General features: G+C 65.0%; 11 protein-coding genes. 7 read left to right on the top strand and 4 right to left on the bottom strand.

Annotation, left to right across the window (positions count from 1 at the left end; translation table 11 throughout):
- Nucleotides 1-81: 81 nt before the first annotated feature.
- Entirely contained in the window at nt 82-1704 is a 1623-nt protein-coding gene (mdlC, locus tag IVB28_RS28835; protein WP_247530855.1) for a benzoylformate decarboxylase, read from the top strand.
- A gap of 19 nt (nt 1705-1723) precedes the next feature.
- Here mdlC and IVB28_RS28830 read toward each other — a convergent pair whose 3' ends face one another.
- Together IVB28_RS28830 and IVB28_RS28825 are read right to left on the bottom strand one after the other, a co-directional pair.
- The gene (locus IVB28_RS28830) at nt 1724-2518 is read right to left on the bottom strand and encodes an SDR family oxidoreductase (protein ID WP_247530853.1); all 795 of its coding nucleotides are present in this window, start codon (nt 2516-2518) and stop codon (nt 1724-1726) included.
- A gap of 41 nt (nt 2519-2559) precedes the next feature.
- Complete coding sequence (locus IVB28_RS28825; RefSeq protein WP_247530851.1) at nt 2560-3255, bottom strand: hemolysin III family protein; 696 nt, start codon at nt 3253-3255, stop codon at nt 2560-2562.
- A 178-nt stretch (nt 3256-3433) separates the two neighbouring features.
- Here IVB28_RS28825 and IVB28_RS28820 point away from each other — a divergent pair, with 178 nt between their 5' ends.
- Together IVB28_RS28820 and IVB28_RS28815 are read left to right on the top strand one after the other, a co-directional pair.
- Complete coding sequence (locus tag IVB28_RS28820) at nt 3434-4903, top strand: YcjX family protein (RefSeq protein ID WP_247530850.1); 1470 nt, start codon at nt 3434-3436, stop codon at nt 4901-4903.
- Entirely contained in the window at nt 4900-5928 is a 1029-nt protein-coding gene (locus IVB28_RS28815) for a TIGR01620 family protein (RefSeq protein ID WP_247530848.1), read from the top strand. The genes IVB28_RS28820 and IVB28_RS28815 overlap by 4 nt, the downstream gene beginning before the upstream one ends.
- A 198-nt stretch (nt 5929-6126) precedes the next feature.
- Here the strand turns inward: IVB28_RS28815 and IVB28_RS28810 are convergent, their stop codons facing one another.
- Nucleotides 6127-7692: a glycosyltransferase family 39 protein gene (locus IVB28_RS28810; RefSeq protein ID WP_247530926.1), complete on the bottom strand. Its 1566-nt coding sequence runs from the start codon at nt 7690-7692 to the stop codon at nt 6127-6129.
- Between the two features lie 224 nt (nt 7693-7916).
- Here IVB28_RS28810 and IVB28_RS28805 point away from each other — a divergent pair, with 224 nt between their 5' ends.
- The 4 genes from IVB28_RS28805 (at nt 7917) to IVB28_RS28790 (ending at nt 11929) form a co-directional block, all read left to right on the top strand.
- The gene (locus IVB28_RS28805; protein ID WP_247530846.1) at nt 7917-9647 is read left to right on the top strand and encodes an adenylate/guanylate cyclase domain-containing protein; all 1731 of its coding nucleotides are present in this window, start codon (nt 7917-7919) and stop codon (nt 9645-9647) included.
- A 351-nt stretch (nt 9648-9998) separates the two neighbouring features.
- On the top strand, nt 9999-11198 hold the full coding sequence (locus tag IVB28_RS28800; RefSeq protein WP_247530844.1) for a molybdopterin-dependent oxidoreductase: 1200 nt from the start codon (nt 9999-10001) through the stop codon (nt 11196-11198).
- A gap of 12 nt (nt 11199-11210) precedes the next feature.
- Nucleotides 11211-11519 carry a cytochrome c gene (locus IVB28_RS28795; protein ID WP_247530842.1) on the top strand — a complete coding sequence of 103 codons (309 nt, stop codon included), beginning with the start codon at nt 11211-11213 and terminating at the stop codon, nt 11517-11519.
- Nucleotides 11520-11728: 209 nt separating this feature from the next.
- Nucleotides 11729-11929, top strand: coding sequence for a cold shock domain-containing protein (locus IVB28_RS28790; RefSeq protein ID WP_007596519.1), 201 nt, complete (start codon nt 11729-11731; stop codon nt 11927-11929).
- Between the two features lie 169 nt (nt 11930-12098).
- On the opposite strand, the gene IVB28_RS28785 is transcribed toward IVB28_RS28790, so the two are convergent.
- Nucleotides 12099-12560, bottom strand: coding sequence for an Lrp/AsnC ligand binding domain-containing protein (locus IVB28_RS28785; RefSeq protein ID WP_247530840.1), 462 nt, complete (start codon nt 12558-12560; stop codon nt 12099-12101).
- Between the last annotated feature and the right edge of the window lie 106 nt (nt 12561-12666).

Raw genomic sequence — 12666 nt, 5'->3', positions numbered from 1 at the left:
CCGGACCCGAAATCTCGAGATTCCGGGTTCGCTTCGCGCCCCGGAATGACGGCCAAATAAAACTATGCGGGGACGGAAACCATGTCCAAGAACGGCAAGACCGGCAGCAAATCCGTCACCGTCAAGCAGGCGACGCTCGACCTGCTGCGCGCCTTCGGCATCAACAGGGTGTTCGGCAATCCCGGCTCGACCGAGCTGCCGTTCCTGAGCGACTGGCCCGACGACATCGATTACGTGCTGGCGCTGCAGGAGGCCAGCGCGGTCGGCATGGCCGACGGTTACGCGCAGGCAACGCGCAACGCCGGCTTCGTCAATTTGCATTCGGCCGCCGGCGTCGGCAACGCGCTCGGCAACATCTACACCGCGCATCGCAACCAGACCCCGCTGGTGATCACCGCGGGCCAGCAGGCGCGCTCGATCCTTCCCTTGCAGGCATTCCTCTATGCCGAGCGCGCGTCCGAATTTCCGCGGCCCTATGTCAAATACAGTGTCGAGCCGGCGCGGCCCGAGGACGTGCCGGCCGCAATCGCGCGCGCCTATTACACTGCGATGCAGCCGCCCTGCGGGCCGACCTTCGTGTCGATCCCGGTCGACGACTGGGCCCATGCGACGGCGCCGGTGGAAGCGCGCAAGGTCAGCCTTGAGACCGGCCCCGAGCTTGACGCGATGAAGGCACTGGTCGCGGCGCTCGCCTCGAGCAAACACCCTGCCCTCGTCGTCGGCCCCGGCATTGATCGCGCCGGCGCGGTGGACCTGATGGTGCGCGTTGCCGAGAAGGCCAAGGCCAGCGTTTGGGTCAGCCCGTTCTCGGCGCGCTGCTCATTCCCGGAGCGGCATCCGCAATTCGCCGGCTTCCTGCACGCCTCGCCTGCGCAGCTCTCCGACGCGCTGCGGGAGCACGACCTCGTCGTCGTCATCGGTGCGCCAGTGTTCACCTTCCATGTCGAGGGCCACGCCGCGATCTTCGATGGCGGCGCGACGATCTTTCAGATCACGGACGATCCGGATGCGGCGGCTGTCACGCCCGTCGGCACCAGCATCATCGCCACCATGAAGCCGGCGCTCACCCTGCTGCTCGACCTCTTGCCGGAGAGCAAACGCGCGGCGCCAAAAGGCCGGACCCTGCCGCCGGCCCCGGAAGCCGCCGATCCGCTGCCGGTCGAGTTCCTGCTGCATTCGCTGTCGCAGGCGATGCCGGAGGGTACGTCGGTTGTCGAGGAGGTTCCCTCGCACCGGCCGGCGATGCAGAAGTTCATGCCGATGCCCGGCCAGGACAGTTTTTACACCATGGCAAGCGGCGGCCTCGGCTACTCACTGCCCGCCGCCGTCGGCATGGCGCTCGGCAAGCCGAACAGCCGCACGGTCTGCCTGATCGGCGACGGCTCGGCGATGTATTCGATCCAGGCGCTATGGACCGCGGCGCAACGCAAGCTGCCGCTCACCGTCGTGGTCCTCAACAATTCCGGCTACGGCGCGATGCGCTCCTTCAGCCAGGTGATGCAGGTGAGGAACGTGCCGGGACTGGAGCTGCCGGGAATCGATTTCGTCCGGCTCGCCGAAGGCATTGGCTGCCATGCGGCGCGGGTGACGAAGGCGGCGGAGCTCGGCGAGGCGCTGAAGCGCGGGATGGCGTTTGAAGGGACGAGCCTGGTCGAAGTCGTCGTGGATTCAGCGGTGCCGGTGCTGTACGGGCAGAAGCATTGACGATGTCGTAGCCCGGAATCTAAGTCCCGAACTCCTCCCGCATCCTGGCCTGGATCTTGGCCATGCCGCCGAGCCAGCGGTCGTAATTCTCGGTCTTCTTGCGCATGTAGCCGAGCACCTGCGGATGCGGCAGGATCAGGAATGTCTCCTGCTCGAGGCCGGCGAGCACATCCCTTGCAACCTGCTCCGGCGTGAGATCACCGTCGCCGGATTGCGGGCCCTTCGGAATCGAGCGCAACATGTTGGTGTCGACGCCCTGCGGACAGAGGATCGAGACCTTGATGTTGTCGGCCTTGTGCGAAATCGCGAGATTCTCGGCAAAGCCTACTGCGGCGTGCTTGGTCGTCGAATAAGCCGGGCTGCCGACCTGCGACAGCAGGCCCGCGGCCGAGATGGTGTTGAGGAAATAGCCGCCGCCGCGCGCCTTCATGCGGGGGATAAGATGCCGCGCCGCATAGACATGGGCCATGACGTGGATCGCCCAGCTGCGCTGCCACGGCTCGTCGGAGGCGCCGCCGGCATTGACGGAGATCGGATCGAAGCCGCCGCCGATTCCGGCATTGGAGCAGAACAGTGCGATGGGGCCGAACTGCCGCTCGGTCTCCTCAATGACATGCGAGATGTCTTGCTCCTGGGCGACGTCGCATTTGAAGGCGGCGCCGTCCACCGCGGCCGCGACCGCCCTTGCATTGGCGGCATCCAGGTCGGCGAGCACAACCTTGGCTGCGCCCGCGTTGTGAAAGGCCTCGCACAGCGCCTTGCCGATGCCGTTTGCGCCGCCCGTGACGACCACGACCTTGCCGGTCACCTGCATGCGACGTCTCCTCTAATCTTATACCGCTTCTTGAAGCTTGCTCAGCTCAACACCAGGTCGAGCACCGCGGTATAATGGCACGCCGCTCCGGCCAAGACAAAGCCGTGCCAGATCGCATTCTGGAAGCGCAGCCGTCGCCAGGCGTGAAAGATCACGCCGAAGCTGTAGAGCAGGCCGCCGGCAAGGATGAGGCCCAGCACCAGCGCGGGCAACGCCTGAACCACGGAATCGTAGAGCATCACGCCGCTCCAGCCCATGGCGAGATAGATGCCGACCGCGACGCGGTCGAACCGGCCGGGATAGAGAAGTTTCAGCACGATGCCGAGGATCGCCACGCACCAGACGCCGGCGAGCAGCGCCATTGCGAACCCGCTGTCCTTCACCTCCAGGATGAACGGCGTGTAGGTCGCCGCGATCAGCAGATAGATCGCGGAGTGGTCGAAGCGCCGCAGCAGCCATTTGGCCGGCGAGACCGGCCAGAGATTGTAGGTCGCCGACAACACCAGCATCGAAAGCAGGCCCGCGACATAGATCGAGACGCCGACGACGTCGGTCGCGTCGGCATAGAGCACCGTCAGCACCACCAGCACGGTCGCGGCAACGATGCCGCAAAGCACGCCGATCGCGTGGATGAGGCCATCGGCGATCAGCTCGGCGCGATCGTAGTTCCAGCCCATCACGTCGGCCGCGGCGTGGACAGAATTGGATGCAAGCTGTTTCAGTTGGAAGACGGTCATGGCAATCCGCAAGGTGAAGCAATACGCTCTAGTATGGGTGTTTCGGAACCGGCGCGTCGTTCAAACGGCTGATCTGGCGGCAAAGGCGGTGGAAGTATGAAGCTTGATTTTCTTCACGCAATTGCCATTTCTGTGAACGCTTTCACATTTCCGGCCGCCTGGGATTCCCAACGTTCATATGGCATTTAGTTTCCAGGATATGGTCGAAGAAGCGCGCTTGTCGGCCCAGGCGCTGATCGACTACGGGGAGCATTTCTTCAATCCGACGGTGCGGCTCGGGGTCACGGGCCTGTCGCGGGCGGGCAAGACCGTGTTCATCACCGCGCTGATCCACGGCCTCACCCGCGGTGGCCGGTTTCCGGTGTTCGAGGCCTATGCCTCGGGCCGGATCGCGCGAGGGCATCTGGCGCCGCAGCCGGACGATGCCGTGCCGCGCTTTGCCTATGAGAGCCATCTGCGCGCGCTGGTCGAGGAGCGACGCTGGCCGAAGTCGACCGTCGACATCAGCGAGCTCAGGCTCGTCATCGACTATCAGCGCCCAAACGGCGCCGACCGCACGCTGACACTCGACATCGTCGACTATCCGGGCGAATGGCTGCTCGACCTGCCGCTGCTGCAGAAGAGCTTCGAGCAGTGGTCGGCGGAGAGCCTTGCGCTGTCGCGCGAGGCGCCACGTGCGCATCTTGCGAGCGCATGGCACGCGCATCTGGCAACGCTCAAGCCCGGGGCCCGCGAGGACGAGCAGGCGACGCTCACCGCGGCAAAACTCTTCACCGATTATTTGCGCGCCTGTCGCGACGAGCGCTTTGCGATGAGCCTGCTGCCGCCCGGTCGCTTCCTGATGCCCGGAAATCTCGCAGGCTCCCCGGCGCTGACCTTCGCGCCGCTCGAGGTACCCGCCGGCGGGCAGGCGCCGGACGGATCGCTGTGGGCGATGATGGTGCGCCGCTTCGAAGCCTACAAGGACGTGGTGGTGCGCCCGTTCTTTCGCGATCATTTTGCCCGGCTCGATCGCCAGATCGTGCTGGCCGATGCGCTTGCCGCGTTCAACTCCGGTCCCGAGGCGCTGCACGATCTCGAAGCCGCGCTTGCCGGCATTCTCGGTTGCTTCAACATCGGCCGCAGCACGATCCTCTCCAGCCTGTTCCGGCCGCGCATCGACCGCATCCTGTTCGCGGCGACCAAGGCGGACCATCTGCATCATTCCAGCCACGACCGGCTCGAGGCCGTGCTGCGCCGCGCCGTCGCCGGCGCCGTCGCCCGCGCGGAAAATACCGGCGCGGCGATCGACGTTGTGGCGCTTGCCGCGGTGCGCGCCACAACGGAAGCGCAAGTCGCGCGGGGCCGCGACAGATTGCCGTCAATCCTCGGAACGCCAGCCGCGGGCGAAAGCGCCGGCGGCGAGTTCTTCGACGGCAACACCGAGGTCGCGACTTTTCCGGGCGACCTGCCCTTGGATCCCGAGCCGCTGTTCAACGGCATCGATGCTTTCCGCGGCCTCGCGACCGAGGCTGCCGAGACGAGCGACTTCCGCTTCCTGCGCTTTCGGCCGCCCCCACTCGAGTGCGGAGGCAGCGAGCCGCCGACGCTGCCTCACATCCGCCTCGACCGTGCCTTGCAGTTCCTGATCGGAGACAAGCTGTCATGAACGACCGATCGAAGCCACGGCGACCGGCGACGTTCCGGCTCGACGATCCCGGCGTCGTCGTCACCGAAGCCGACGAGACCAGCCGACTCAGCCGCGCCACCATCCAGATCACGCCGGAGCCTGATCCGTCCATGCTGCCGGTGCCGGTTCAAACCGTGCCGCCCGCCCGCCGCGGTTTTCCCTGGGGCGCGCTGTTCTGGTCGGGCGTTGCCGGGCTGACGCTGCTCGGCACCGGCCTCGGCGTGGTCCATCTGATCGAGGATTTGTTCGCACGCAGCGAGAGCCTCGGCTACGTCGGGTTGGCGTTTGCGCTCGTGACCGCGCTTGCGCTCGCCGTGGTGATCGGCCGCGAGGGGTTCGGTCTCGCGCGCCTCGCCGCGATCGAGCAACTGCACCAGCGCGCTGCCGCTGTGCTTGCCAGCGACGACCGCAAGGAGAGCCGCGTCATCGTGCAGGATCTGCTCAAGATCGCGCACCAGAACCCGCAGCTCGCGCGCGCCCGGGCCACCCTGGAGAGCCACGCCGGCGAGATCATCGACGGCGCCGACATGATCCGGCTCGCCGAGCGCGAGCTGATGTCGCCGCTGGATGCCGAGGCGCGGCGGCTGGTGTCATCAGCCGCGCAAAAGGTCTCGATCGTGACCGCGGTGAGTCCACGCGCCGCGATCGACGTGCTGTTCGTGTTCGTCGCCGCATTGCGCCTGATCCGTCAGCTGGCGCGGCTCTATGGCGGGCGCCCCGGCGCGCTCGGCATGATCCGCCTGCTCCGTCACGTCATCGCCCATCTCGCCATCACCGGTGGCATGGCTGCGAGCGACAGCCTGGTGCAGCAGATGCTCGGTCACGGCATCGCGGCGAAACTGTCTCAGCGCCTCGGCGAAGGCGTGCTCAATGGGTTGTTGACGGCACGGCTGGGGCTAGCCGCCATCGACGTCACACGCCCGCTGCCATTCGCAGCGTTGCCGCCGCCGAAGCTGTCAGATTTGGCGACGGATCTGCTGCGGAAGAAGGACGGAGAGGAGTAGCGCTTTGCTGGCGCGGCGCTCGCTATTCCCTCTCCCCTTGTGGGAGAGGGTGGCTCGCCGCGAAGCGGCAAGACGGGTGAGGGGTCTGCCTCCTCGAACTCAACGCTAGAGATGCGCTCGCGGAGACAGACCCCTCATCCGGCGTTTCGCGCCACCTTCTCCCACAAGGGGAGAAGGAAAGGGCCAGCGTTCGCCTTGTCAGGCTAGCACAGGCTTCTCGAATTCCCCCGCCAGCACGCGCCACTGGAACAGCGGTGAATCCTTCGGCGGCGACAGCTGCGGGGTCCAGCCGGTGAGCTTCTCCAGCACATAGGTGTCGGACAGAACGCCGCGCCAGCGGCGTTCGACGCGGCCGAGCGGCTCGCGCTTGGCGGGGATGCTCTCCCAGAGCGACGAACGATCGTCCGGCTCGCGGCCGACATAGATGCCGGCCTGGCCCTTGATCCGGTCCATGCCGGGGTCGCTGAAATCCTGGAAGCGGCCGCGTTCGTTGATCTCGATGACAGGCACGCGCCCCCTGAACAGCCAGCGCATCATGGCATAGGTGCGGTAGTCCGTGGTGGCAATCCAGGTCGCGCCGGTTTCATCCAGCGCTGCCTGCGTGCGCGCGGCGACCTGCTCGTAACCGGCCTCGGCACCGATCGGATCGATCTTGCCCAGGAGATTCCAGGGCGCGGCGACATAATAGAGGAACACGATCACGACGAAGGCGATGCCCGAGACGATCGCCGTTCGCGCCCAGAACACCGACGAATTCAGCATCCGGGCCGACCAGCCCTCCCTTGCCATCGTCGCAAGGTTCACGGCCGCCGCAGCGAAGCCGACCGGCCACATGAACATCGGCCAGGTGTCGCCGACCCGGAGCGTCGTCGACTTCGCCAGGAAGTAGAGAAACGGCACCAGTACGGCGGTCGACAACAGCATCGCGACCGGCTCGCGCGTGCGGTAGCCGCGCCATGCCGTCAGCACCAGGCCTGTCAGCACCACCGGCAGCATGACAAAGCCGACCAGACCGAACTGCAAGCCAATGAAGTCGCCGATCGTCCGCAGCGAGATGCCGTAATTGGCGGTGGCGCGCACGCCCTGGAAACGAAACGAGGCCCAATCGTGCTGCACGTTCCAGATCAGCACCGGCGAGAACACGGTCATCGCAACCAGCACGGCAAGATAGGGATAGGGGCTGCGCGACCAGCGCCAACGCCAATCCGGCACCAGCAGAAAGACCGCCACCGCGGGCGCGAACATGATCGCGGTGAATTTCGACAGCATCGAGAGGCCGGCGAACAGCCCGGCCACGAGCCACCAGCGTCCGTCGCCGCTCTGCGCCAGCCGTACCAAGGACCACACCATCGCTACCGCGAACGGGATCATGGCGACATCGGGCGCGACCTTGGCCATCAGCAGGCCGTAATAAAGCGCAGCTTCCGGCATCAGCACCGCGAACATGACAGCGCGCGCATCGTGGGTGAGGCGGCGGACGATGTCGGCGAGCAGGAGCTGCGTCACCAGCATCGCGACGATGCCGCCGAAGCGGACACCGAGCGGAGTGTCGCCGAAGATCGCGGTGCCGAAACGGATCAGCCATGCAATGCCCGGAGGATGATCGAGGAAGTTGAGCGCGCCCTCCTTCGACCAGGTCCAGTAATAGGCCTCGTCGGTGCGCAGCTCGATCGCGGAGGCGTAGAGGATGCGGAGTACGGTCATCACCGCGATGACCGCGACGGCCATGACGAGGGGCCGGCGCGCCGCGCTGTCGGGGGGCATCGTGATGTCGGGGGCTGTCGTCACGGCGGCGCTTTTCCCCAACTTGGGAGGGGGAGTCAATGCGGGGGCTCCCGACCCGATCGTCGTCCCGGATCGGTCTGAGCTTGTACGGGACGACACCGAGATTGTGGCGGCTTCCCGCGTATCTGACCCCGCAAGCTGTCCAGCCCCGGAATTAAACGCTACGCTGGCTGTTCTCCTTCGTGAGCTGATACAACCGAATCATGGCCATGGCTCCTGCACATCTGTCCGAACTCGTCCGCGCCACCAGCGTGCGGCAGGTGCGGCTCATCTGCGGCGTGATCCTGTTCTGTTATGTGATCAGCCATTTCCTCAACCATGCGCTCGGCAACGTCTCGGTCGATGCCATGGAGGCCGGGGTCTACTATCACACCGTCTTCTGGCAGTTCCTCCCCGTCGCGATCCTGTTCTACACGGCGGCGCTCACGCATATGGGGCTCGGCATCTACGCGCTGTATCAACGCCGGCAGTTCCGCTGGCGGACGATCGAGCCGCTTCAGCTCGTGCTGGGCTTGAGCATCCCCGCGCTGATCATGGGACATGTGATCGGGGTGCGGCTCGGCCAGACGCTGTACGGACATGAGAAGCTCTATCCGCAGGAATTGTATCTGTTCTTCGTCGCATCGCCGGGTCGGCTCTGGCAAATGACGATCCTTCTGCTGATCGCCTGGGTGCACGGCTGTATCGGCATCTATTTTTGGCTTCGGCTCAAACCATTCTTCACGCGCGCGGCGCCCTACCTGCTCGCGGCCGCCGTGCTGATTCCGACATTGTCGCTACTCGGCATCTATCAGGGCGGCCGCAGCGTCGAGATCGAGAGCGACGATCGAGACTGGCGTGCGCAAAATCTCTCCCGCCGTCAAGTCGGCACGGTCGCGGAAGGCAACACGCTCGACCGCATCACCGGCGGCCTCACCGTCGGCTATTTCGGTCTGCTGGCGCTGGCGCTGGCGGCTCGCGGCGTGCGAGCCTGGCGCGAGCGGCGCGGCGGCATGATCGCGCTGTCCTACGGCAACGGCAAGACGGTACGGGTCCCCAAGGGCCTCTCCGTGCTGGAAGCGAGCCTGCGCCACAATGTGCCGCATGCCAGCGTCTGCGGTGGCCGCGCCCGCTGCTCGACTTGCCGCATCCGTATCATCGGCGATCATGACGCGCTGCCTACACCGTCGCAGCGCGAGGCCTTCGTGCTCACCCGTGTCGGCACCGCCGATCCCTCGATCCGGCTGGCCTGCCAGCTGCGGCCTTCGTCCGATCTCTCCTTCTTCCAGCTCTTCACGCCGCACACGCATGCGGACGGGCAGGCCTCGACACCAGCCCGAATCGGCCAGGAGCGCTATCTCGTCAGTCTGTTCGTGGACATGCGCGGCTCGACCCAGCTCGCGGAAAAGCGGCTGCCGTTCGACACCGTCTTCATCGTCAACCGCTTCCTCGGCGCGGTGTCGCAGGCGGTGATCGAGAACGGCGGCCAGCCGAACCAGTTCGTCGGCGACGGCATGCTGGCGCTGTTCGGATTGACTGCCGATCCGCAACAGGCCTGCCGGCAGGCGCTGAAGGCTGCCGCCGGCATCGCCACGCATATCGACGAACTCAACGAGCTCCTGAGCCACGATCTGCGCCAGCCGATCCGCTTCGGCGTCGGTATTCATGGCGGCGAGGTCATCATCGGCGACATCGGTTATCGCGATCACATCGTCTTCACCGCGCTCGGCGATGCCGTCAATGTCGCGGCCCGGCTCCAGGACATGACCAAGACGCTTGCCTGTGAAGCGATCGTCTCGGAAGAAGTCCGCCGCACCGCCGGACTTGTCGACGACGCCCTGCCTCTGCAGGAGGTCGCGATCCGCGGCCGCGACGAGCCGCTTGCCGTGCGCCTTGTGGCGGATGCGCGGCAGCTGACGGCGCTGGTTGATCGAAGCGAGCGCGTCGCGGCTTGACTCTTCACCTCTCCCCCCTTGCGGAGACAGGTCGGAATGCGCGCGTACCGCAGTTTCCCGGTAGGGTACAGGTTTCGCGGCAGTCGCACGCGTGGAGAGAGGCCCCTCACCCAACCCTCTTAGCGCGAGCGAAGCTCGTCGTCGCCCGCAAGAACGGGGCCAGGGACCACACCTTCGCTGCGGCGACGGCTCAGTCATTCTCGTGACGAGCGCAACACCGGCCTGCTGCAACGCAGCGGCATGGGCCTGCTGCGAAAGCACGAATTGACTTCAACCAAATGGTCGAGACAGATGGACGCAGGATCGCGGTGATGACCGCCGGCCCGACGAAAAGCTCCGGGAGGGGACCAGATGTTCGACCGACGCGACCTGCTCAAAGGAGCGGGCTTGACCGCACTTGCGGCCACACTGAATTCCACCAAGGCACTGGCACTCGACACCGTCACGCTCCCATTCGCCAACGGCGAACGGCCGCTGGTGAAATATCCGCAGAAGCGGCCGATGATCGGCCTGACCAGCCGGCCGCCGCAGCTTGAGACGCCGTTTGCGATCTTCAACGACGGCCCGATCACGCCTAACAACGCGTTCTTCGTGCGCTATCATCTCTCCGACCTGCCCTACGATCTCGACCCCGACAAGTTCACGCTGGAGGTCAAGGGCAAGGTCGACAAGCCGCTGAAACTTTCGCTGAAAGACATCAGGAAGATGAAGGCGACGGAGATCGTCGCCGTCAATCAGTGCTCCGGCAACAGCCGCGGCTTCGTCGAGCCGCGCGTCGCCGGCGGCCAGCTCGCCAACGGCGCCATGGGCAATGCGCGCTGGCGCGGCGTGCCGCTGAAGGCGGTGCTCGAGATGGCGGGCGTCCAGAGCGGCGCCAGGCAGGTCACGTTCAACGGCATGGACGGGCCGGTCAGCGACAAGACGCCTGATTTCATCAAGGCGCTCGATATCGATCACGCCAGGGATGGCGAGGTGATGCTGGCCTACGGCATGAACGGCGAGGACCTGCCGTTCCTCAACGGCTTTCCGCTGCGCCTGATCGTGCCCGGCTATTACGGGACCTACTGGGTCAAGCACCTCAACGAGATCACCGTGATCGACAATGTCTATGACGGCTTCTGGATGAAGTCGGCCTATCGCATTCCCGACACGCCTGATAACGCGATCGAGCCCGGCACGGCGCCGAAGGCGACGATCCCGATCAACCGCTTCACCATCCGCTCCTTCATCACCAGCGTGCCTGATGGCGCCAAGCTGAAGGCGGGAGCTGTGACCCTGCGCGGCATCGCCTTCGACGGCGGCAAGGGCATCAGGGAGGTCCAGGTCTCGACCGACGGTGGCAAGACCTGGGTGAGCGCAAAGCTCGGCAAGGATCTCGGCAAATACTCGTTCCGCGAATGGAATCTGCCGGTGAAGCTTCCGGCAGGCAGCCATGAGCTCAAGGTGCGTGCCACCGGCAATGGCGGCGAGACGCAGCCGGAAACGCCGCGCTGGAATCCGGCGGGCTATTTGCGCAACGTCGTCGAAGCCGTCCGCGTGACCGTGGCCTGAAGGAGAATGATCATGCAGCGCACCGTTCTCCTCGCCGTCTCACTCGCCATCGCCGCCGCGGTGGGTTCGGCGCTTGCCGCGCCGGTCAATTACAAGACGCCCGACGAGGTCGCCGCCCTCAAGCCCGGGCCCAACCTTGAGGTCGTGCAGGGCAATTGCAGCGCCTGCCACTCCGCCGACTACATCAAGACGCAGCCGCCGATGAAGGACAAAAAAGGCTTCTGGCAGGCCGAAGTAACCAAGATGATCAAGGTCTATGGCGCACCGATCGACGATGCCGATGTCGGCAAGATCGTCGATTATCTGGCGGCGACGTATTGACGGATGGCGCGGGGACGAGCGGACCCTTGACCGCGAAACGGGCAAAACCGGCAAAAAGCGCTGCGAAGTTGAGCGGAATTCGGCGAAATGCTGATGTGGTTTGAGCTACCAAGCCGGCCACATTCCGCGTATTCTGTTAGGACCGAACCGGCCGGTTGGCGGGGACTGGCGGTTCGAGATCTCGGAGGAAGACCCGCGGAGAAGACGTGATGGCTAAAGGTACGGTCAAGTGGTTCAACCCGACGAAGGGTTATGGATTCATCCAGCCTGCGTCGGGCGGCAAGGATGTGTTCGTGCATATCTCGGCAGTGCAGAAGGCCGGTCTGTCGTCCCTGAACGAAGGGCAGACGGTTGAATACGAAGAGATCGCAAACCGAGGCAAAAGCTCCGCAGAGAACCTCAAAGTCTAAGCCCGCCAGCTTTTGCTGCCCTCCCGGATCAATCCGGGAGCGGGCCAAGAAATTTTTAGAAGACGGTGAGTGCATTCGACGACAGGCGTTGCGATTGCATACGAGAGCTATTTTTCGCGCGAGACCGCTCGTTCAACGCCACAGCAATGACGATCGCGACAGCACTTCCTCAGTCCACCGGCAACGGTGCGTCGCGCTTGATCTCTTCCATCACCGCATAGGTCCGCGTCTCGCGCACACCCGGCATCGACAGCAGGGTCTCCCCGAGGAAGCGTCGATAGGCGGTCATGTCCGCCAGCCGCGCCTTCACAAGATAGTCGAAGCCGCCGGCAACCATGTGACACTCCAGCACTTCGGGCGCGAGTTTTACCGCGCGCGCAAACCGTTCGAAATTATCGGGCGTGGTCTTGTCGAGCAGCACCTCGACGAACACCAGGAGCCCGAGGCCGAGCCGGTGCGGATTGAGCCGCGCGCCATAGCCCTCGACAAAGCCCTCCCGCTGCAACCGCTTCAGCCGCTCGCCGATCGAGGTCGGCGACAGCCCGATGCGCTCGGCGAGGTCGACATTGGCGATGCGTCCATCCTCCTGCAGGATGGAGAGAATTTTCCGGTCGATTCGATCAAGTTCCATGATTTGTGAGGCCGAACCGCTTCTAATCCTCATTTCCTAAGGTAAACCACCAAGATTGTCTATCGAACTACGGTAGCTCCGGCATTATCCTGGATTCAGCCACAGG

It is taken from the genome of Bradyrhizobium sp. 199 (assembly GCF_023073355.1).
Classification (GTDB): Bacteria; Pseudomonadota; Alphaproteobacteria; order Rhizobiales; family Xanthobacteraceae; genus Bradyrhizobium.
Note: the sequence above shows the minus strand (reverse complement) of the source record. Positions and strands in the feature narration are given on the sequence as shown.